Source organism: Aeoliella mucimassa (genome assembly GCF_007748035.1).
In the GTDB taxonomy this organism is placed as follows: domain Bacteria; phylum Planctomycetota; class Planctomycetia; order Pirellulales; family Lacipirellulaceae; genus Aeoliella; species Aeoliella mucimassa.
Window position 1 is genome coordinate 987,093 of the sequence record NZ_CP036278.1, and the last position, 20,760, is coordinate 1,007,852.

Annotated in this window: 17 protein-coding genes; 5 read left to right on the plus strand and 12 right to left on the minus strand. The window is 58.8% G+C overall.

Translation table 11 applies throughout. From position 1 onward, the window contains the following. Positions 1 to 8: 8 nt before the first annotated feature. The 5 genes from fabF to rpmF all read right to left on the minus strand — a co-directional run bounded on the left by fabF (position 9) and on the right by rpmF (position 4,038). The gene (gene fabF / locus Pan181_RS04055; RefSeq protein WP_145245604.1) at positions 9 to 1,247 is read right to left on the minus strand and encodes a beta-ketoacyl-ACP synthase II; all 1,239 of its coding nucleotides are present in this window, start codon (positions 1,245 to 1,247) and stop codon (positions 9 to 11) included. 250 nt (positions 1,248 to 1,497) lie between these two features. Continuing rightward, a complete protein-coding gene (locus Pan181_RS04060) occupies positions 1,498 to 1,737 on the minus strand; it encodes an acyl carrier protein (protein ID WP_145245605.1) in 240 nt (79 codons plus the stop codon). A 244-nt stretch (positions 1,738 to 1,981) separates the two neighbouring features. Then, positions 1,982 to 2,743 carry a 3-oxoacyl-[acyl-carrier-protein] reductase gene (gene fabG, locus Pan181_RS04065; RefSeq protein ID WP_145245606.1) on the minus strand — a complete coding sequence of 254 codons (762 nt, stop codon included), beginning with the start codon at positions 2,741 to 2,743 and terminating at the stop codon, positions 1,982 to 1,984. Between the two features lie 66 nt (positions 2,744 to 2,809). Beyond that, positions 2,810 to 3,721: an ACP S-malonyltransferase gene (gene fabD / locus Pan181_RS04070; protein ID WP_145245607.1), complete on the minus strand. Its 912-nt coding sequence runs from the start codon at positions 3,719 to 3,721 to the stop codon at positions 2,810 to 2,812. A gap of 131 nt (positions 3,722 to 3,852) precedes the next feature. Next, positions 3,853 to 4,038: a 50S ribosomal protein L32 gene (gene rpmF, locus Pan181_RS04075; protein WP_145245608.1), complete on the minus strand. Its 186-nt coding sequence runs from the start codon at positions 4,036 to 4,038 to the stop codon at positions 3,853 to 3,855. 149 nt (positions 4,039 to 4,187) lie between these two features. Here rpmF and Pan181_RS04080 point away from each other — a divergent pair, with 149 nt between their 5' ends. After that, positions 4,188 to 4,676 carry a GNAT family N-acetyltransferase gene (locus Pan181_RS04080; protein WP_145245609.1) on the plus strand — a complete coding sequence of 163 codons (489 nt, stop codon included), beginning with the start codon at positions 4,188 to 4,190 and terminating at the stop codon, positions 4,674 to 4,676. Here Pan181_RS04080 and Pan181_RS04085 read toward each other — a convergent pair. The 3 genes from Pan181_RS04085 to Pan181_RS04095 form a co-directional block, all read right to left on the minus strand. Beyond that, the gene (locus Pan181_RS04085) at positions 4,621 to 9,441 is read right to left on the minus strand and encodes a LamG-like jellyroll fold domain-containing protein (protein ID WP_145245610.1); all 4,821 of its coding nucleotides are present in this window, start codon (positions 9,439 to 9,441) and stop codon (positions 4,621 to 4,623) included. The two genes, Pan181_RS04080 and Pan181_RS04085, sit on opposite strands and share 56 nt — an antisense overlap. 344 nt (positions 9,442 to 9,785) lie before the next feature. Next, the gene (locus Pan181_RS04090) at positions 9,786 to 10,469 is read right to left on the minus strand and encodes a spore germination YkwD domain-containing protein (RefSeq protein ID WP_145245611.1); all 684 of its coding nucleotides are present in this window, start codon (positions 10,467 to 10,469) and stop codon (positions 9,786 to 9,788) included. Positions 10,470 to 11,751: 1,282 nt separating this feature from the next. Further along, entirely contained in the window at positions 11,752 to 12,132 is a 381-nt protein-coding gene (locus Pan181_RS04095) for a hypothetical protein (RefSeq protein WP_145245612.1), read from the minus strand. Between the two features lie 224 nt (positions 12,133 to 12,356). Between Pan181_RS04095 and Pan181_RS04100 the strand changes: the two genes are divergently transcribed. Beyond that, positions 12,357 to 13,244 (plus strand): hypothetical protein, encoded by an 888-nt coding sequence (locus Pan181_RS04100; protein ID WP_145245613.1) that lies wholly within the window; start codon positions 12,357 to 12,359, stop codon positions 13,242 to 13,244. A 124-nt stretch (positions 13,245 to 13,368) separates the two neighbouring features. Next, the gene (locus Pan181_RS04105) at positions 13,369 to 13,869 is read left to right on the plus strand and encodes a hypothetical protein (protein WP_145245614.1); all 501 of its coding nucleotides are present in this window, start codon (positions 13,369 to 13,371) and stop codon (positions 13,867 to 13,869) included. Positions 13,870 to 13,982: 113 nt separating this feature from the next. Here Pan181_RS04105 and Pan181_RS04110 read toward each other — a convergent pair whose 3' ends face one another. The 3 genes from Pan181_RS04110 to ruvB all read right to left on the minus strand — a co-directional run bounded on the left by Pan181_RS04110 (position 13,983) and on the right by ruvB (position 18,367). Beyond that, positions 13,983 to 15,245 (minus strand): DUF2314 domain-containing protein, encoded by a 1,263-nt coding sequence (locus Pan181_RS04110; protein ID WP_145245615.1) that lies wholly within the window; start codon positions 15,243 to 15,245, stop codon positions 13,983 to 13,985. A gap of 61 nt (positions 15,246 to 15,306) precedes the next feature. Continuing rightward, the gene (locus Pan181_RS04115; protein WP_145245616.1) at positions 15,307 to 16,833 is read right to left on the minus strand and encodes an alpha-L-fucosidase; all 1,527 of its coding nucleotides are present in this window, start codon (positions 16,831 to 16,833) and stop codon (positions 15,307 to 15,309) included. Positions 16,834 to 17,296: 463 nt separating this feature from the next. Next, the gene (gene ruvB, locus Pan181_RS04120; protein WP_145245617.1) at positions 17,297 to 18,367 is read right to left on the minus strand and encodes a Holliday junction branch migration DNA helicase RuvB; all 1,071 of its coding nucleotides are present in this window, start codon (positions 18,365 to 18,367) and stop codon (positions 17,297 to 17,299) included. Positions 18,368 to 18,557: 190 nt separating this feature from the next. Between ruvB and Pan181_RS04125 the strand changes: the two genes are divergently transcribed. Continuing rightward, positions 18,558 to 19,448, plus strand: coding sequence for a PrsW family glutamic-type intramembrane protease (locus tag Pan181_RS04125; RefSeq protein ID WP_197528894.1), 891 nt, complete (start codon positions 18,558 to 18,560; stop codon positions 19,446 to 19,448). Here the strand turns inward: Pan181_RS04125 and Pan181_RS04130 are convergent, their stop codons facing one another. Next, positions 19,449 to 20,390, minus strand: coding sequence for an IS5 family transposase (locus Pan181_RS04130; protein WP_145244898.1), 942 nt, complete (start codon positions 20,388 to 20,390; stop codon positions 19,449 to 19,451). A gap of 84 nt (positions 20,391 to 20,474) precedes the next feature. Between Pan181_RS04130 and Pan181_RS04135 the strand changes: the two genes are divergently transcribed. Then, positions 20,475 to 20,741 (plus strand): hypothetical protein, encoded by a 267-nt coding sequence (locus Pan181_RS04135; protein WP_145245619.1) that lies wholly within the window; start codon positions 20,475 to 20,477, stop codon positions 20,739 to 20,741. The last annotated feature ends 19 nt before the right edge of the window (positions 20,742 to 20,760 follow it).

Here is a 20,760-nt window from a genome sequence, read left to right on the forward strand (position 1 = left end):
TCGTAGGACTATTGTACACGACACGCGACCATCGAGGCGTTATGACCACCAAATCCGAAACTATTGCTGACCACGACGTTTAGCGGCTTTTCTTTCGGCTCGTTGGGGGTGTAGTCGAGATCGCACTCGGGATCGGGGTTTTGCAGGTTGATCGTGGGGGGTACCACGTTGTGCTTGAGGGCCATCAAGCTCAGCACCATTTCGACCCCGCCGCTGGCTCCCAGCAGGTGGCCGAGTTGGCTCTTGGTGCTCGAAACGCTCAGTTTGTAGGCGTGATCGCCGTACACGCGTTTGATGGCGGTCGACTCGGCTTTGTCGCCAAGCGGGGTGCTGGTGCCGTGGGCGTTGATGTAGTCGACCTTCTCGGGAGCGAGTTCCGCATCCTCCAAAGCCGACTGCATTGCTCGACCGGCGCCGGTCCCTTCGGGGTCGGGTTGGGTGATGTGCCCGCCATCCGCGCTAGCACCGTAGCCGAGAATCTCAGCGTAGATTTCCGCTCCGCGGGCTTTCGCGTGTTCGTATTCTTCGAGCACGATCAGGCCGGCTCCTTCTGCCATTACGAAGCCATCGCGGTCGACATCAAACGGGCGGCTGGCAGCCGTGGGGTCGTCGTTCCGCTCGCTCAAGGCCCGCATGTTGGCAAAGCCAGCCAGACCCATCGGCGTGCAAGCCGCTTCGGTACCACCGGAGATCATCACGTCGACCACGCCTGAGCGAATCGCATGGAACGCTTCGCCCATCGCGTTGGTTGCACTGGCACACGCGGTGACTACCGCGTAGTTCAGACCACGCAGACCGTAGCGAATCGAAACGTGACCCGAGGCCGCATTGGCCATGAGCTTAGGAATAGTGAAGGCCGACACTTTGTCGGGGCCTTTGAGAATCAGGCGACCCATCTGCTCTTCGATTTCGGTTAGGCCGCCGATGCCGGTGCCTACGATCGCACCGCAGCGAAAGAGATCTTCTTTCGAGAAGTCGAGGCCCGAATCGTTTACTGCATCGACTGCACACACGATCGCGAATTGAGCGAAGCGATCGATCTTTTTCAGATCTCGACGCTCGATGTAATCGGTCGGATTCCAATCGTAGATATCGCCACCGAATTTCACTTTGTGCTTCGTAGTGTCGAAGGCTTTCAATTCGTGGATGCCGCTTTCACCGGCCAATACACGCTGCCAGAGGTCGTCGACCTTCTGACTGAGCGAGGTAACCGCTCCCATGCCTGTGACTACTACACGCCGTTTCATCGTCCTGTCGCTTTCGGTGGTGTGGTGAGTAGGTTGTCGGTAAGCAGGCGAGCCTCTAGCTGATAGAGGTTGTTAGCCCAAGCGAGCAGTAGGGCAGGGCCGTATTGCCTACCGGAGTGCTCAAATGGTTCGCCTAGCTGTTGCCCACCGCAACATAAAAAAAGGCGCACGTCGAGGGGAGCGTGCGCCTGGATTGGTTTGCGCACCGCAACTGGTGTTCGGCGCGATATCGGTCGCCGGCAGGGCTGGTTTAGCCGTTGCCGTTCTTCTCGATATAGTCGACAGCTTGCCCCACGGTCTGAATCTTCTCAGCCGCGTCGTCGGGGATGTTGATGTCGAACTCTTCCTCAAGCTCCATCACCAACTCCACAGTGTCGAGCGAGTCGGCACCAAGGTCGTTGACGAACGAGGTCTCGGGGGAAATCTTGTCTTTGTCGACGCCAAGCTGTTCGGCGACGATGTCTGCAACGCGATCCAAAACTGAGGCCACGTCAGGTCCTCCTAAATTAACTATCCGCGAAATGATGTCGAATGCCGAGGTGGGCCGCCCCGCGGGTTCGCCGCGGTGCTCGTTTGTCCGGGAGGTTGCCGCCTCGGATGGGTTACTAATGAAACGTCGTGCGTAAGCCCCTCAAGATAGAGCGTCTGCACAAGAGTGGTCAAGATATACCGACTTTCTTCGTGGGTGTCTAGCCGGCTTGCGGCTTCTCCCCCGTGTCGTAAGTCTAGCCGTACTAAGCGGTTAGTCCTCCATCAACAGTTATTACTTGCCCGGTGATGTAGGATCCTGCTTCGCTGGCCAGATAAAGCACCGCCTGGGCGATTTCCACAGGTTGGCCAAGTCGGCCGAGAGGAATCCGCTGTTTGACCATCTCTTCCAGGGCGGGGCCCAAGGCGTCGGTCATGTCCGAGGCGATAAAACCAGGGCAAATCGCGTTGACCGTGATTTGTCGACGCTTGCTGGCTAGCTCCCGGGATACGGTTTGGGTAAAGCCGATGATGCCTGCCTTCGAGGCCGAGTAGTTGGCCTGTCCGGGATTGCCCATCAGCCCCGATACGCTTGAAATGTTGATGATACGGCCTTTCTTGGCTCGCATCATTGCTCCCGCGCCGGCGCGGGTGTACAGGAACACGCTTCGCAAGTTGGTTGCGATCACCGCGTCCCAGTCGTCGTCCGTCATCCGCGGCAGCAGGGTGTCGCGCGTGATGCCGGCGTTGTTCACTAGGATGTCAAGTTGGCCCCACTCTTCCACGATCTTGTCGACCGCTGCCGAGGCTGCGTCGCTATCGACTGCGTCGGCGGCGATGACCATGGCTTCGCTGCCGGCCGCGCGGATCTCGCTAGCGGTGGCTTCGAGCTTCTCAGCGTTGCGAGCCAGGCAGGCCACCTTGGCACCGCTGGCACCCAAGGCCAGGGCAATCGCCTTGCCGATGCCTTGCGAGGCACCTGTGACCAGGGCGGTTTGTCCGGAAAGATCGACGCTGAAACTAGACATAGGGCGCTAAATCGTTGAATGCAGGTAAGGATGTTTGGGGACTTAAGTGCCGCCTGCCACGCGAAGCTAAGCCGTGACGTTCTCGCAGGGCATCTTGCGATTGATTCGCTTCATCAGGCCCTTCAGCACGCGGCCGGGGCCAATCTCGTAGCAGGTCTCGACGCCATAGTCGTTGAGCAGCAGGTTCATGGAGTCCTCCCAGCGTACCGGATTGACTACCTGTTCGCCCAGTAGCCGGCGGATCTCCACCGGATCGTCGTGCGGTTGGCCATCGACGTTCGAAATCACCGGAATGCGTGGAGGACGCAGGTCGACCGTATCCAGCACTGCTTCCAGGCGGGCAACAGCCGAACGCATCAGCTCGGTATGGAACGCACCAGCCACGGCCAGCGGTACCACTCGCATGGCCCCTTTTTCGTCGGCCAACGCAGCGACTCGTTCGCAGGCAGCAATCGTGCCCGAAACTACGATGTTGTTAGGGCACAGGTGGTTGGCCACTGCGAGCACGTCGCCCTGGGCGGCTTCTTCCACGATGGCTTCGATGTCGGCCAGTTCCATGCCCAGGATGCTCACCATGCCGCTCGGCGTGGCTTCCGAGGCGTCCTGCATGGCAGCACCGCGTTCGGCCACCACTCGCAGTCCGTCGGCAAACGACAGGGCACCAGCGAACGCCAGGGCGGTGTATTCGCCCAGGCTCAGTCCAGCGGTTACCACGCAGGCATCGACCACGTTGGGTTGCTCGGCATCCAGGCGCTCCAGGGCGGCCAGGCTGGCAACGTAAATCGCCGGCTGGCTGTGAGCTGTGGAGTCGAGTTGTTCGGCCGGTCCATTCGTACAGATGTCGAGCAGGTCGTAGCCAAGAATCTCCTTGGCCTGGTCGAATCGCTCGCGGGCCGGCGCAAACTCGTTGCACAACTCGGCCGCCATACCTACGGTCTGGGCACCCTGGCCCGGAAACAGAAAAGCCGTCTTACCCACCGCGGAGCCTCATGCAATAGGGAAAGTTCGAAAGTGGAAACGCGATCGGCCTTGCATAGCTGTTGGCCGCCAGAGGTATCGGCTGCCAGTCTCTCGTTGCCTGCTCGCCCTTCCGCTTTCGACTCTCGAAACTAGCCTTGCGACTCAACCACCACGCGGCCCATGTAGTGCCCGCAGTTCTCGTTCGGGCAGATCACATGGCTCGGAACCAACGTGCCGCACTTGGGGCAAGGATGCAATTGGCGGGGCTTGAGCTGATCGTGCGAACGACGCTTACCAGTACGCGAGTTGGAGTGCTTGCGCTTGGGGACAGCCATCGTGGGACCTCAGGAATGGAAAGGGTTGAATATGCGGGGGCTAGTGAATTCTGGAGAAACCGACGAGGATACTCCAGTTAGACCCGAACTGTCAATGGGCCAGCCGACAGTCTGGCCCCCCATCTGAGCCCTCATCCCGACCCCCCAGTATGTCCGAAATCACGATACGCCAAGTCGACCTTGCCAACCCCAAGGAGGTGGAAGCCCTGGTCGCCATGATCGACGCTTACGCCCAGCACGAAATGGGTGGCGGGCGACCGCTACCCACCGAAGTTCGCGAAGTGCTCGGCGAGCGTTTTGCCGCCCACCCCGCTTCGCTCGCCTGGATCGCCTGGCTCGACGACCAACCGGTCGGCGGGCTCGTGGCTTTCTGGTGTTTTTCGACCTTCAGCGCCCGTTCGCGGATCAACATTCACGACATCTCGGTCGTCGATGGGCACCGCAACCAGGGCATCGGCCGAAAGCTCATCGAAGCGGTGGAAGACTACGCCCGCCGCACCGATTGCTGCTCGATCACCCTCGAAGTCCGCGGCGACAACCTGCGGGGTCGGCACCTGTATCAGAAGTGTGGCTTCCAAGGCCCTACCGATTGGTCGCCCCCCGAGTCGATGGTGTTCTGGAAGAAATCGCTGAGCTAATCAATTCGCCGGATAGCTGGTGAGGCTTCAGCCCCTGTCGCCAAGCGTCGGCAAACATGGAGTCGACGGCCTGCAGTTCGCTTGCGCGAGTCGTCCTGCTGGGCGTGGTTTGCAAGTCGAGTTGCTTCGCGCTCGCTTTGCGATCGACCGCCAGCAGCAACAGCCAGGCGTCGTCGGTCGATTGGCTCTCCGCTTGCGATGCGACCGCTACTGCTGGGCGAATGGAACTGTCGCTGTCCTCCGCCAGCAAGGCGAAGGCCGACTCGATCTGCGGCTCCGTGGAGGTGTCGTCGGTCGATTCGTCTACCGATGTGTTGTCGGCGACGGATGCACTCAACGCAGCGACTACCGGCGGGGCGGTCAGCGATGCGACCGACGCTTGCACGATGCCTTGAATCTGCTCGGCCGGCAACGCGTACGCATAGATGCGGAAGTCGTCGATGCGACCTTGTAGCGAGGGGTCGGACGCGTACTGCGAATCGCCCAGGTAGTTTTCGGTAGTAACTCCCATGTCGCCCGGCGTGAGCGTCAGGTTGTTATTCACTGCGACCGGAACCCCATCGAGGTACATGGTGCCGGTGCTGCCGGTAAGGGTGATGGCCACGTGGTACCATTGCCCTGCGGAGAGCGACGGCCCGTCGAGCTGCTGCTCGGTTCCGCTGGAGTTGGTCTTAATGGCGAATCGCAGCGGGCCACTGTTGTTCGACGCCCTGGGGGTGAGGAACATGTTGACCCCGGTACCGGAGCCGAAGTCGAAAATCCGTGACCAAGTGCCGATCGAGTCGAGATAGAACCAGGTGGCGATCGTCGTGTCGTGCAGTCCGCTGACGATGCCGGTCGGTAGTTCGGCACGCCCGCCGGTGAGCGCCAGCGCGTTGCCCGACACGCCGGTCTGCCAGTCGGCGGGGCCTTCGATCTCGCCGTGATTGCCTTGGGCCGAGTCGATGAGCGTGGTGCCCGAGTTACTGTTCGCTTCGTACCAGGCAGTGGGAGCCACGATGTCGAGCGTCGCCTCGTCGCTGCCAGCGGTGGTTTCCACGCGCACGGTGGTCGTGCCGGCAATGGCTGGTGCGGTAAGCAGTCCCGACTGGTCGATCTGGCCATCGCCGGCGGTGATCGACCAGACCGCGCCGGTCGACTCCGCGATCGCCTGGCCAAACTGGTCGACCTCCACCACGCTCAATTGCTGTGTGGTCCCCGCGGCCACGAACGCGACGTCGGTCGCAATCGAAATCCCGCTGGCGACCTGATCGACCGTCACCTGCACCTCGCTGGTTCGCAGGCTGTCGCTGCTGGTGTCCTCGATGATGACCGTAAACAGGTACTCGCCCGCCTGGGTGAACGTGGCGGTCGTTTGCTGCGCGGCGTTGTTGCCATTGGTGTCGAACGTCACTTGACCGGGCCCCGAGACGTTCCATGTGTAGATCAAATTGGCTTCGCTGCTCGACGAACTGGCGTCGACCATCAGTTGAGTGCTAGTGCCAGTGACTGTGCTGGGCGTTGCTGCGGCAGGCGTGGTGATCGTGAGGTAGTCGCCCAGGTTGTCGCGCCAGATGGTGTAGTCGCCTAGATCGACCACCTGATTGTGGTTGCCATCTGCACGCAAATCGGTGGTCGAGCCGTAGGTGGTGCGCCAGAGTTCGTAGTCGAGCGGATCGACCACCTGGTCGCCGTTGAAGTCGCCTGCAATTGCGTCGATCACGTAGCTAGCGTCGACGAGCCCCGACCACTCGCCGTCGTAATTCCGAATGCGAGCAAGGAACGTCGTATCGTCGGTCAGCACCAGCGAGCCACCGCGAACGAGCGATTTGGCCGACGGGTCGAGATCGCCATTGAACTGTCGCGGATCGGTCACCCCGTCGGTCGTGTAGTAAATGGTGCCCCGCGGCGAGTCACTATTCAGCGTAACGACCGACGCGTAAGGGACTTCCCCATCAGCCAGGCTGAACGTGAGGGCCTCTCGGTACAGCCCATCTTGCTCCAGTTGCTCGAGCACCATCGCGTGCCGTGTCGGGAAGTAGGTATCGAGCAGCCAGTTGACCTCGTTTCGCCAGTCTCCCACGTCGTACGGATTGCTACGTTTCGTGTCGCCCCAGCGGGCCGACTCGGCGATGATTGCTGTCTCGACCTGTGCAACCCGCTCGTTCATGCGGGCGATGTTCGCTTCGGGGGTGAGCACGCCGTCGCCGAACATCAAGGTCTGTACCCGATCGATAAAGGCTTGTTTATACGCGGGGTGAGCCAGCAAGTCCTGATGCAAGTAGACCGGATTGAAGAAGTCGTAGTTATCGTCGAGCGGCGTCAGGAACGGGCCGGTGCGGTCGATCGTGTAAGTGCCATGCAGGCTCCAGGTGAGTTCGCCCGAGCCGAGTGAGTGCTCGTTGTCGTGCAGGAAGAATTGGAAGCCCTGGTCGCCAGTCTCGCGGTCTCGCACGCCAAACCAGTTATTCGCCCGATCGTTCCCCAGGAAGGCCGAAATGCCCGTGTCGTGCCCGCCGGTGTAGATGATGATCATCATGTAGTCGATCAAGTTGTCGACATCGAGCAGCACTTCGAGTCCTTCGTTGCGGGTGCCGTCGGTATTGAGACCCTGCATCGCCCAGTAGTTGTCGGCGTTAGTCGTTGGGCTGTCGGCCAGGGCCTGCGCTTGCTCGAACAGTTGCCGCCAGGCGACGTCGTTGCCGTCGGCAATCTCGGTGGTGTACTCTTCGGTCGAGTCGGCTTTCACCACGTCGTAGTCCTCTTCGTCGCCGCCGAAGTAGGTCTCCGCGTAGTGCTCCTGAACCCGCTCCTGAGTCATATAGAGACCCCAGTAATGCCCATTCAGGTATAGGTGGTAATACCGACTGCGGGTGTAGGGTTGTTCCATGTCGGCCTGGGTATCGCGGGCGAACACTTCGCGCAGGTAGGTGTTCTGCAGCCCATTCACGCTATCGCCCCAAGCAGCCCACGAGTAGTTCTGCGCGGTTCGCAAGTCGATCACGTCGTACTTGTCGACTCCTTCCTCACCGAACAGCGGGTAATTCAGCAGCCCGTCGCCATACTCGCTGCGGAAGTACAATCGCAGCCCATGCTTGGGATTGAAGTCGTTGCGGTTGTAGCCGCCACGGATCCGTAGGCCTGCGTTGGTCGAGAAGCCCTCGGTGCCGTCGGGATTCACCAGCTCGACCGAGGTCGCTCGTTCCCACTCGCGGCCGCGATTCAGTGCGTTGACGTAGATACCGGTCTGGCTGTCGAACAGGTTCGCGAGGTCGGTCGTGAGGGTGATGGTGGGGATCGAGGTCAGTGAGTCCTTGACTGCTTGCTCGCCGTACTGGGCGATGATTTGAGGATCGATGCCGTAGTCGAGTAGCTGCCCGTTGATGTCGCCCGGCGTCCAACCCGCAGGGGCCTGGCCGGTGGGCGACTGGTCGACGATGTCGTCGAGGAACAGGTAGCTCGCTGCCTGTACGAACGACGCTTTGAAGTCCTGCTTCGCTGCGATGGCCCGCAGCGTGGTCGTGCTGTTCACCCGAACGGCTCCGGTGTAGAGCTGCCCGTTAGTGATTTGCAAGTTGTCGTCGACCGTGGGGGTCGAGCCATCCGTGGTGTAGACGATCGTCGCCCCGGTGGTTTCGGAGGTGATCTCTACCCACTGCGTCGAATCGTAAAAGCCATGCGGTACGCTAAACGTCGGCTCGGTCGCGAATCCGGCGAAGGTCGCTCCGTTGCCGTACCCTGGAGTCGGGGTGTCGAAGTACCCCACGCCGGTCAGGTTGCCAATCTGCGCTCCGCCGGTTATCAGCTCGGGCACGATCAAAAAGTCGCTGCTCGTCGCCGAGCGGTTCAGGGCGTGGATCGCCAGTACGTTGTCGCCTTCCTCGAGCGCACCGAGCGCGGAGGTCAGGTCGAACTCCTCAAACACAATTGCGTCGTAGTCGTCGTGAATCGAAGTGGCCGTGGAATTCCATGCCCGACTAGCGGGTGCGTTGACTGATGCGACTTCGACTCCGTTCAGGTAGGCGACGAAGCCGTCGTCGTACTTCAAGTTCATCGTCAGCTGCGTGATGCCTTCAAGCGACTCCACGGTGAACGGCACCCGCACGTACAACGACGTAGTACCCGCGGGCACCTCGGTGCTGTACTGCCCCACGAAGGTGGGAGCTCCGGTGCCCGACTCGAAGCCAAACCCACTAGGGCCAGCGATGTCGAACGTGCTGTCGTCGAACGCCAGGTCGGTCCAGCTTGCGTCGTACGCCGCGGAGGTCGGTTGCCAGGCCCGGGCGGTATCGCCTTCGGCGATGAGCGTCAGCGAGTTGCTCGACATCTCGAGCCCGTACGAAATGTCCTCCACCTGCGGCGGGAACTCCGGCGCGAACGCGTCGATCACGGTCACGCCGTCGATGTCAATTAACCCTAGGTACTCTCCGTCGGCCGAAAGCTTGAAGTTAGTATGCAGCTCGCCGTTCGGGGCCACGGTGTCTTTGTCCGACGCAAACACCAGCTGAAACTCACCGGGCTCAATCGCATAGCCTGCTGGGAACTGCCATTTGGTCGGTTCGCTCGCGTCGTCGGTCAGGTAGAGTCCCTGCAGATCGATCGTCGAGGTCGTCGGATTGTACAGCTCGAGCCAGTCCGCCGAGTCGCCTTGGTAGTCTTCGAGCGTGTTGTCGTTCGAAGCCATGATCTCCGTGATCCGCAGACCGGCTGCGTCGAGCAGGCAGCGATCTTCGAGTCGCTGCAGGCGAAGCCGCCGCGACCTGTTTCCGGACTTGTCGCCAAGCATCCAATCCGACCTTTCCCCCTTCCGAGGGAAGGGTGAAACCAAGCTGTTACGAGTGTGAATCGACGAGATACAAAAGCCAAGCCAGCATCTGAGAGCCGACTTGGAAAAGTATTAATTTTTATGATAAACACTACGGCCGGCCGTGTCCAGAAAAGTGGGTTACTGGTCGCTAGCTTGCAAGAAAACGCCCCGCTGTGGGGGTTGGTTCAATATTGGGCTGTCCTCCGTTTGGGTGAGGGGAGTTGGGGGAATCGGTTTACCCCTGTCCGCTGGCAGGCGAAAAGGGCCCCGCCGACAGTCCGGCGAGGCCCTCACGCGCAGGTTTCTCAAGGTCTACTGCTAAGCTAGCGAACCAGCAGGCAGCAGTACCAACCGTCGCGGCCTTGCACCATGGCGGCCCCGCCGTAGGTGCCGGGCTCGTCCAGGCAGCAGCTCAGGAATCGGCCATTCGTCCAGCCGACCCCTTCGCACTTGGCTCCGCCAAGCGAACCACCGATGTGATTCTTGTAGCCGCGCTGGGCAGCAATGGTTGCCTTACGCAGAGCGAGTGCCTGCAACGCGGGATCGGGCAGCAGTGCTCCGTAGCCTTGCTTGCGACGTTCGGTGTTCGCCTTGTCGAGCGCGGTCACTCCGTCGCTATGACTGAACGACTTGTTCGAACGCACCAGGTTGCCGACGATGTTCGTCGCGACCGGCTCTTGCGATTCTCCCTCGACCGCAGTTTCAGGCGTGACCACCTTGTTAGCCGTCACCTTCTTAGGTGCCGACTCCGCTGGTGCCGCGGCTTCCGTCGGAGTGGCTTCAGTGGCCGGGGCGGCTGGCGCCTTGCTGTTCGCCTGTGTGATGGCTGCTCGCTGGCTGGCCGAAAGTTTGCCGACGGGCACTCCGTCGATCGCCACGATTCGCTCGCCTGGTTTCAGTTCGATTCCGCTCAGGTCCACGCCATTCAAGTTGTTGGCGGCCATCGCCTGGCCGAACATCAACCCCGCCAGGGCGAGTGCGGCAGTCCATCGATACCCAAAATTCATCGTACGCCTCCTCTGTAACGTCAAACAAAATCGCCAGGCAGGAAACCGGACCCGCCCGTCAGGTATTCTGTTAAAGCAGAGAATCTGGGGCGACGCTACCGGTCGGTGGGGCTGGGCACGGCAATCCGGCGTTTTCCGCACCCGAAATAGATTCCCAATTTTCCCACCGATGGGAAAATTGAATCGGCACGCACTCTACAAAACCAGTGGTTTTTGCTCGCGAATAGATTCCCATTCCCAATAACGCATCGAGTGGGAATCTATTTTCGCGGTGGGAATCAATCGCAAGTCGTTAGTGGGTAGTGGTTTACATCGATCCCTCCAGCAAAATGGCCCAAAATAGATTCCCACCCATGGGAAACTATTTTGGGGAGGAGTCAGGAAACAGGATTCGGGGGGCAGGGAAGTTTGGGATTTATGATTTATGAATGATGATTTCTGACTTGCGGATGTCATCTTGAAGGAGCTTCCAGCGACTGAAAGATCTCAGCCCGCCACTTCGAACGTGTCACCAACGAGCGCCCCGTAGGATGTGGTCCAGGAGCTTCCAGCGACGCAGACCCATCACCCGCGTTACCCACGCGCGCAGCAGCGAACGCCCGCGCAAACAACCCTTCGCCTGCGCGTCGATGCTGTCATTCGATAGAACTCACAATCGGCTAACCCATTCCATCCTCCAACAGCGAACAACGGACGACAAACAACGAACAATACACTACCTGTCCATTGGAACACCACAGGTGGCCAATTCCTAGCGAAAACTGGAAAGAACAAAACACCAATTTCACCCTCTCGCTTGCGGCCAATAAAGAGACACGGGTCGGGCTATCAGGCCCGGGGAGGGTAGCACCAGAGAAACTCGCGACAATCAAGCCAGTATGGCAGAGAGACGCCGAGCAACTGGGTAGCACCGACAGCTGGGCGGACTACCCATGGCCACTTCGCAGAACGCACCACGCCCAGTTGTCGGTGGGCGAAGCCCAAGCGGTCGAGAGGCAATCCATCCGTGATAGTCCATGTCCATCCGTGTCTAAAACAAAACCAACTTAAACGTCCCAGGCTCCGCCATTACCCTGGGGGATGCTCGATTCTTCGGGGAATGGTGACACACCATGCCAAGCATTCAACTCACTGCTGGTGATTCGTTAACGTGGCGAGTCATGATCGACCCGTTGTTGCCGCTATCCGATCTCGAAAGGCTGCCCGCGACAGGCCAGCAGTGGCACACGAGCGATCATTCATAAAGACTTGGCAGCGATATCAGGACCGTGGAACGTGATCCTTAGGTCTTCCAGTTCGAGCTGCCATCCTCTGCGTATATTTCGGACTCATCGCCTTGCACTTTTGCACCGAGCGCCCGCGCGATGCGAACCATCTTGCCAATGATTTCCGGATCAGGGTTTTTGACAATAATGGAACCTCGCCAGTAGTCGAACCATGCCATGTTACCGGCTAATTCGTGACCCGAGTAAGCTGTCCAGACACTGAGTCCCTCCCCCTCCGCTCTAAGAACATTTCCGTTCGGGAGTTGGGCTTCGGCAAATCCATCGAATCGCATCTCTGGATCACTTGCGACATAGGCCAGCCACTCGTCGAGACGAATCGCAGGGCCGTCTTTGTCGAAGTGGTGTTCTTTGCGAGTAATGTGCAGGTCGTATCCCATGGTTCGTTAGGATGTCAGCACGACGCTCGAAGGCGGTAGTGTTTATAGATGTTATTGCCATTGTAGCAGGAAACACCAAACGCAATGGCGACAAGCAGGTGCACAATCGCCGAGCCATTTGCGACGAGCGGCATTGATCCACCAAAAGTCCTCGCCGGGAATGGTTTTGCTTGAGAACACCACGGGAGCTTCCTAGAATCAATGTAGGCTTGCCGCTGGGTAGTGTGAACGTGGTTTCAGCGGATAGTCAGATTGGCAATCGCACAGGGGGAGTGTCTGCGGTCGACACGGTGAAGATGGGCTCCAAGCAGCAACTTTTCTACTTGTACGTTGGGTTGCATTGTGTGCTGCTCGTAGGGGTGATTGCTTTAACACAGCGTTGGTGTGAATCGGTGCCAGTGGCTCTGAGTCGCTTCTGGGACTTGAGCAATGTTTTTATCGTGGTAGCCCACAGCGAGGCAGCATTGATGGCCTTGTGGGTTGCTTGCGGAGGGGCCATGAAGCCCTGGCGTTTGCTGGCTGCTACCGCCATGGTGTGTGGAACGGAGTTTGGCTTGCGATTCACACCCCAGGCGGCACCACTGTTGTCGCACGCATTGGTGTCGCAATTGCTGATGACAGCAATCGTGCTTCTGCTGATTCGGAGCTTGGTGATCTTGTTGGTCCGGGCTCGTAGCGAGTTGGGCCAGTCTCGTTTTCGTGGCTTTAATCTGGCGAGCTTGTTGTTGTGGATTAGCGTTGTATGTGTCGTGCTGGCAATTGCTCGTCGGCTGCCATCGGTTGCTGTGGTGATTGCTTTGCTCGAGAAATCAGAGTTCGCCATTGAGTGTTTCACGTTTGCCGTGGCTGCGGCCATCGCCGCTTGGGCCGCATTGGGTAGGCAGCCTGCTTTGCTGCGATATGCGTTGCTGCTGATCACATGCGGAATGCTATTTGCGATCAACTCGCCAATCGGCAACGCAAGCTACTGGGCCTCTAGCTGGCGATGGCAGTCGGGCTTGTCCATCTACGTTGGCTATCCATTGCTGATCGTGATCTGGTTGATGCCGCTGCGGATGTTAGGTTTTCGTCTCAATCTGGAGATGGCGATCGTTTCAAGTGACTCCCTATAGTTAGCAAGTCATCCACCATGTCAATCCAATTCCGCCAGGAGCAAACCGCAACGGGGAAGCTACTGCTGATTGCTGTAAGAGGCTAGAGTCTCCTGGTATGCTCCTCATCGATTTACTCACATCCATGAAAACCGTTTATCCCTTCGAGATTCCGCCAGCCGTTGCTGATTCAATTCCGGCGGCCAATTTTGATGGCTACTCGTATGCCGATGTGAAGTTTCACGGCCGCTGGGATGGCATTCTGGTGATCAATGCCGATCGCCAATGCATTGGTGTGTATGTGGGGCGTCGGATTGTCGAGTATTCACTTCCATTCGCACCCACAGAAATCGAAGCGTTGCGGCCCGCATCGTTGGCGAATCGCTGGCTGGCCAGCATTCCGGCTGGGTGGAGTCCCTACAATCTGGCTCTCTGCACGATTTGGATTGCGTTTCCGGTGCTCTTCCTGTTGGGGATGACTCTAACCGCGTGGTTCCTCGTGCTGCTCATTCCGCTCTTTGGCGTGTGCTCCATCGCCCTATTCAGCATCCGAGGTTTTCCATTCGGGCGGGGGCCGACCTTCCTGTTTGGGCTCGGCATGGTCATGGCCTCTGTGTTAGTGTTGGCCATGCGAGGGTTTTCGTAACCCTGCAACGAGCCACATTAGACAATGCCGATATTTCTAGCGTTGCCTTCGCTAAGACCATCGAGTACTTACTTTCAATATCCGACTCTCTCACCATTCACTCCACCGACAGCTTATAAACCATCGCCATTTCGTTCGGGGCGTGATTCGGATGAACGGAGTACTTCGTCGATCGGAGTAAACGCAATTGTCCCGCTGTAGAGGTCGTATTGCCGACGTTCGTTTTCTGGTACGTGTTCTCGTTGTAGTCGCTGTGAGAAACCTCCAATTAGGGTTCCATTGCGGTGAATGCTCCAGTCGTACACCTCCTCGATGGTGATGGAAAGTTTCTGTCCAGATTTGAGGTTGGCAAATTTCGACGGTATTTCAAACAGTGCGACGATGAGGCAGTCGTCCTTGATGTCGACAAGTCCTGTCCATACGTAGGCCGATTCGTCGCCGTCTTGGATGTGCGTCTTGATCAGGTAGTAGCCGTATTCGTAGGGGCTTGTGAATTGAGCCAGGAACCATGGGAGCGATGAGCGAGCTTGCTCCACCGTGGCTTCCAATTCGAGATCGTCACTCCTCATTGCCATGAATAAAGGTTCGTCTCGCTCGTGGTACTTGGTCTGATTGTCGTGAGTAGTCTCGCTTAGCTCGAGATGCCAACGCCCGTAGGGATTGTTAAGCAGGTCGTCTTCCTTGTAGCCGTAGGGGCAGTGCGTCATTTTCAGCAACGGTGTACTGAGCGATGTCGCGAATAGATCTCCATCTGAAAGAGATGGAGCTTCGAGTAGCTGGTATTGGTTAAACCCGTTTAAGAGTGCTGGTGCTTCCTCGATTGGAACATCCTTGGTCAACGAGACATCGGGCATCCCCAAAGCGTGCATTCCGCAGGTGTAGTTGAAGTCATCTCCGCCAACCATCGTCACAAACGCATCGTAGATCGCTAGTGTGGTGTTTTGGTCGGCATAGTGTCGCCAACGATCCGCCGGATGGGCGATGCCTGAGTTTTCAACCTTGACTGCGAAACCCCCCGCGTCCAATAGGAAACGCCCAAGTTCGAGCAGGCAGCGTGCCGCATCGAGGTTTTCCCGATTGGGCGATGCAAAAGGCTCACCGCACACCAGATATACGGTGTGTTTGTGCTCGCTAATCTTGTTCAGCTCTTCGTCCGTGAACCGACCCTGACCCGCGTAGGCGAACATTTGTGCTAGCCTCGAGTCATGTTCATACACTTCAAAACCAAAGGTCTGGTTGGTGTGCATGTCCATGATCAAGCCGCCGATAGCCAGGAAGCGGGGCGATTGCTTGTCCGTGTTTGCTTCGGCTACGGCGGTGATGATATCCGATTGGTCTTTCCATGATCCTGGAATACCGATGATTAGCTGACTCACGAGATGAAATCCTTCATGCTTACAATGAACTAACGCACGTAATTCGCCCCAGCGAAACCATTCACTCCACCGACAACTTATAAACCATCGCCATTTCGTTCGGGGCGTCGTGCGGGCTGGTGACGGTGACGCCCGACTTGGTTTGTTGCCAGGCGATCGGTTCGCTGCTGCCGAGGAGTTCGACGTGGGTGACCTGCAGGCCTGGCCCATCGTCGGTGGCTGCAAAGCCCGCTAGCAGGGTGGGCTGCTCGCTGCCGGGCCAGCCGAGCTGGATGGCGTACACCGTTTTGCCCCGGCGGGTGTAGCGGATGTCGTCGGCCGAGTAACCTTTGTCGGTCGCGATGCCGCCGAAGTGTCCCTTGCCCGCCTGCGTGGGGCCGTGGCCATACACGACGAACGGGCGGGTGTTGTAGATGGCCTCGCCGTAGGAGTCGAGCCAGGCACCAAGCTCGAGCAGCACCTGTCGCTGGTTCTCGGGGATCGTGCCATCGGCCATCGGCGAGATGTTGAGCAGCAGCTGCCCGTTCTTGCTGACGATGTCGACCAGGCTGTGCAGCACCACCTTGGTGGGCTTCACATCGAGCGTGTCGGTGTAGCACCAACTGCCGAGGCTAATGGTGTCGTCGGTCAGCCAGGCGAAGTCGGTAAGCCCGGCCATGCCACCTTTTTCGAGGTCGAGCACGCAGACATCCTGCGGCATGTCCTTCTGCTTGTAGGTCACCAGCACTTGCTGCCCGGTTTGTTCGGCATGGTTGAAGTAGTAAGCCAGGAACTCGCGGCGAGTTTCGTCGGGGATTTCGTCGAGCCAGCTATCGAACCATATCAAATCGGGGTCGTACTGGTCGATGACCTCTTCGAGTTTGCCGAGCCACAGGTCGAGGAACTGCTCGCGGGGCATATAGCCATACAGCATCGCGCGATCTTTGTCGTCGAGCAGCGTTGGGAAGAACTCTTTGGCAAACGAGTAGTGACCGGTCCAGTTGCCGTCGGGCTTTTGCCACAGATTGTTGCGGGCGTGGTGGAACGTGGCGACCACTTTCATGTCGCGCTCGCGGGCGGCCTTGGCGATCTCGCCGAGGATGTCGCGGTGCGGGCCACGGTCCATCGCGTTCCACGGAGTGAGTTCGCTGTCCCACATGGCGAAGCCGTCGTGATGCTCGGCCACCGGGCCAACGAACCGCGCGCCGGCTTTCTGGAACAGGTCGCACCACTGCTCGGCGTCAAATTTCTCGGCAGTGAACTGGTCGACGAACGTGTCGTAGCCATACTCGGCAGGGTCGCCATACGTTTCGACATGATGCCTGTAGAAACTGTTCCTACCGCCGTTCTGCTTTTCGTGCATGTGCCGAGGATACCATTCGTTGCCATACGCGGGCACCGAGTAGACACCCCAATGGAAGTAGATACCGAACTTCGCGTCGCGAAACCACTCGGGCGCGGGAGTGTGCCCGCGAAGCGACTCCCAAGTCGGTTGCCAGACGGTCTGCTTGGCATCGCTCGCCGGCGACTGCGCCCAAGCGTTGCCGCTGACCAATAACAGAAGAACTAGAAGCCCAAAAACGCGGTGCGCGTATCGCTGTGTCGACATGATGACTACTCGCCTGGTGAGTGGGGGGGCTAAGTGACCAAGGGAAACCCCGTGCCATCCAGTATACTCGATCGACCCAGGCGAGGGCACCGAGACAGTTTGGCACCAAGAAGTTGGATCCGCGTTCTGGATTTATTGGGGTGCGAGAGAAGAGGAATCAGAAAGTTCGACTTACGAGGTGCGAGACAGTTTTTCTCGGAGGTAACTCGACGCTCCGCGGAAGATCGCCAACGGAGTGATCCAACCGTAAGCGACGAGGAACGGTATCCCTAGTACGACCTGCGGCGTCCAAGTCGACCAGTGCGACGTTGAAGCCATGGTGCGAATGAAAAACGTTGTCACTGCGCCAACCACAAGCAGTATCGGAGAGATAACAAAGATCTCGAAGGTCGCGAATCCTTCTCCACTTCGCGGTTGTGGTTGACGATGCATGCGTTGGCTCTTGGAACGGTGTAGCCAATCTCTATCCCGCCACCCGTGGCGCTTCGTCCGGTGGGGTTTGGCCGAGGTGTTCGTAGCCTTTGCTGGTGAGCTTGCGGCCGCGGGGGGTGCGGACCACTAGTTCGGTGCGGAGCAGGAAGGGTTCCACCTCGTCCGTGAGCGTATCGCAGGCGGTGTTCAGCGTGTGGGCGACCGCTTCGACGCCGACTGGCCCGCCGTGGAAGACGCGGAGGATCGTCTCCAGGTACTTGCGATCCTGCGGGTCGAGGCCCAGGTGGTCGACTCCCAGCATGTCGAGTGCAGCGGTGGCGACCTCGCCGGTCATATCGCCATCGGCCCGACTGGTTGCGTAGTCGCGAACCCATCGCAAGCGATTGTTGGCGATGCGCGGCGTGCCGCGACTGGCGCGGGCGATTTGATGAGCGGCGTCGTCGTCGAGCACCGTCTTGAGTTTGGCCGCGTTACGACGCACGATTTCCATCAACTCGTCGAGGGCGTAGAAGTCGAGGTGCTCGCGAATCTGGAACCGGTCGCGCAGCGGGGCCGATAGCAAGCCGGTACGTGTGGTCGCCCCGATCATGGTGAACGGGCGGAGGTTCATATTCACCGTGCGGGCATTCACGCCTTCGCCGAGCGTGATGTCGATGCGAAAGTCTTCCATCGCGGGGTACATGAACTCCTCGACCGCCTTGGGGAGCCGATGGATTTCGTCGATAAACAGCACCGAGCCTTCCTCGGCGTTCGTCAGATAGGGGAGCAGGTCCTTCGGCGCGGCCAGGGCGGCTCCGCTGGCAATCTGCAGCGAGACCCCCAGGTCGCGGGGAATGCAGGTGGCGAACGTCGTTTTGCCCAGCCCGGGCGGCCCATCGAGCAGAATGTGCCCTAGCGGTTCGCCCCGTTTGGCGGCCGCGTCGACGGCAATTTTGAGCCGCTCAGCGACCTGCCGCTGCCCGACCATTTCGCGCATGTGCTTGGGGCGCAAGGCGATATCGTCCTCGCTGGTCGGCTGCAGGCCGGCCTGGTGCGTGGAGTCCAGCGGTTGGTCGTCGTCGGGCCACGAGTCGTCGGCCGACAAAATAGTTTCGCGGGGCATGGTGGATGGTCCGTCATCGGATCGGAATTGGCAAGCTAGTATCGTATGATAACAAATTGCCCCGTGCCAGCAGAGTAGAGAATCGGCGGAATGGCACACCTGGCGGCGGTGCGGTATTCCAGCCCTCCGCATGCCATCGCCGAACCATCACCCGAAGCCTCCCCCCCCTCGATCGACCGAGCAACAGCCGATGTATTGGAATTTGCGGACGAAAACCCGCCAGCCCGAATTCGTGTGGAAGCTAGCATTCGGTGTGCTGGTGGTCGGAATGCTGATTGCCTGGATGGTGCAGCCGAGCGAGCTGAGTGGGTCGATGGAAGACGTGCTCAACGCCCCCGAAGCACCGCCATTCGAGGAGTACGACGAGTACAAGGAATACAACGAGTACGTCGGCTATCTGGATCAGCTCTCGATGTCGAGACAATGGGTGCGCTATTGGTGGGCGATTCCAAAGATCATGTGGTTGGGGGCAGTGCCCGGGGCGACGGCAGTTGCTTTGGTGACCGGCATCTGCTGGTTTGTCTTTATCGTGCAAGCCGGCCAGCCGCATCGCGAGCATGGCATTCGGTGGTGGTTGGCCGCGCTGGCGGTGCCGCTGGGGGTGCTGAGCATTTGGCCCACTCTGTTTGCCGTCGACTGGCAGGATATCGAGATGGGCATTTCCGAAGCGGATGACCTCAAAGCGGGGCTCAAGTTCTTCATCGCGGGGGTGGGGCTTCGCGAGGAACTCTGCAAGCTGCTGATGTTCGTGCCGCTATTGCCGCCGATTATTCGCCGCCGTAACGAACGCGAAGCCTTGATCGTTGCCGCGTGCGTTGGACTCGGCTTTGCGATGGAGGAGAATATCAATTACATACTTGGTACGGGGGACGCTACGGGGAGGTTCCTCACCGCAAACTTCTTCCACATGTCGCTTACGGGGATTGCGGGGCTCGCGCTCTGTCGAGGCATCTGGTGTCCTCGCGAGCGGGCAGCCGAGGCAGGCGTGGTGTTTCTCGTCGCGGTCTTCGTGCACGGGTTGTACGACGCATTCATCGTACTGCCCGACTTGCAGATTCTTGGTTTGGCAAGGCCTTGTTGACTAACTCCACTCGAACTGTGGAAGCCCGAGTTGGGTGAATTGATTGATGATTTTACAGCGCAAGCGGGCTTCCGTTTGTTGGTTTTCGAATACTCGGTTTTTGAGATGGCTCCCAAAGCTTTGTTTCACTCGGTACATGGTCGTTTCCGCCAAGCTTCTACGATGATAGCCCACTTCCTCTTTCCAACTCCTACGCCCCTTGCGTCGAATCTGACGAATTGCCTCGTCCCGGGGCAAAGGCTCCTCCGCAGAGTTGCCATGTTGTTTGATCTTGGCGTTGTGCTGCGGCGGAATCACCGGCTCAATGCCTTCGGATTCCAGCCCTTCATAAACCTTCCACTTGTCGTAACTACCGTCGCCGTGAAACTTTTTTACGGGCTGCTCCACCTGCTCCAGCATTTCGGGAACCGCATCGGCATCGTGGCAACTGTTCTCGGTCAAAATCTCCGCCACAATCTCGCGGGTGTCAGGATTCACCGACAAATGCAGCTTCCGCCATGTCCGCCGCTTCGACTTGCCATGCGTCCGCATCTTCCATTCGCCCTCGCCAAACACTTTCATGCCGGTGCTATCCACCACGATATCGATGTCGCCCCTCTTGTTAGCGATATCGAGCGAAACATTCAGCTTGCTGGCTCGCTTGGCGAGCGAAGAATAATTGGGAATCGCTGCCTCGACGCCCAACATCGCCACCAGCGAGCGGCCGAATCCCTCAGTCTGCCGATAGGGAAGTTTCAGCAGTTCGCGAATCGTCAGCAAGCACTCGATCGCCGTATCGCTGAAGACAAAAGGGCGACCGACTTTTGTCTGGTCGTTAGGATGTTCCCAGTTCTCCAACGCCTCGTCGCTAAACCAAATAGTGATGTTTCCACGCTCGATGAGCGACTTGTTATACTCCTTCCAGTTCGTGACTTTGTAGGTTCGTTTTTCTTTCGTAGCCATGTTCGATCTCCGTAAAAAAGGTACGTGGTTCCATTCCACGTTAGTTTTTACGGAGGTTTGTGACTAATTGTTCAACAAGGCCGTTTGGCAACCACGCTGTTGTACCTGTTTCTCGCCTACCAGTTCTTCCACGAGCTATGGCACTGGTGGCAACCGCCGGGCGAGACGATCAGCCTTACGGCCACACTGCTTGTGTGCCTGGCCCTCGTGGTTTCGGCGACCATGATCTATCTCTCGGCGCAGTACGGTTTGCGAGACGCTGCCCAGTCGTCGCTCGGAGGACTGATGTCGGTTGCGATGTTCGCGTACATCTTCTTGCGAGAAGTACCCGAGTCGATTATCGACGTGTGAGCGCAGTGTTAGCCTGCCA

Excerpts from the sequence above, each read along its gene's own strand:
- Pan181_RS04085 (WP_145245610.1), bottom strand. The coding sequence starts at position 9,441 with ATGCTTGGCGACAAGTCCGGAAACAGGTCGCGGCGGCTTCGCCTGCAG.
- Pan181_RS04095 (WP_145245612.1), bottom strand. The coding sequence starts at position 12,132 with ATGGGATACGACCTGCACATTACTCGCAAAGAACACCACTTCGACAAA.
- fabF (WP_145245604.1), bottom strand. The coding sequence starts at position 1,247 with ATGAAACGGCGTGTAGTAGTCACAGGCATGGGAGCGGTTACCTCGCTC.
- Pan181_RS04115 (WP_145245616.1), bottom strand. The coding sequence starts at position 16,833 with ATGTCGACACAGCGATACGCGCACCGCGTTTTTGGGCTTCTAGTTCTT.
- Pan181_RS04080 (WP_145245609.1), top strand. The coding sequence starts at position 4,188 with ATGTCCGAAATCACGATACGCCAAGTCGACCTTGCCAACCCCAAGGAG.
- Pan181_RS04130 (WP_145244898.1), bottom strand. The coding sequence starts at position 20,390 with ATGGCTACGAAAGAAAAACGAACCTACAAAGTCACGAACTGGAAGGAG.
- rpmF (WP_145245608.1), bottom strand. The coding sequence starts at position 4,038 with ATGGCTGTCCCCAAGCGCAAGCACTCCAACTCGCGTACTGGTAAGCGT.
- Pan181_RS04090 (WP_145245611.1), bottom strand. The coding sequence starts at position 10,469 with ATGAATTTTGGGTATCGATGGACTGCCGCACTCGCCCTGGCGGGGTTG.
- fabG (WP_145245606.1), bottom strand. The coding sequence starts at position 2,743 with ATGTCTAGTTTCAGCGTCGATCTTTCCGGACAAACCGCCCTGGTCACA.
- Pan181_RS04125 (WP_197528894.1), top strand. The coding sequence starts at position 18,558 with ATGTATTGGAATTTGCGGACGAAAACCCGCCAGCCCGAATTCGTGTGG.
- Pan181_RS04105 (WP_145245614.1), top strand. The coding sequence starts at position 13,369 with ATGAAAACCGTTTATCCCTTCGAGATTCCGCCAGCCGTTGCTGATTCA.
- ruvB (WP_145245617.1), bottom strand. The coding sequence starts at position 18,367 with ATGCCCCGCGAAACTATTTTGTCGGCCGACGACTCGTGGCCCGACGAC.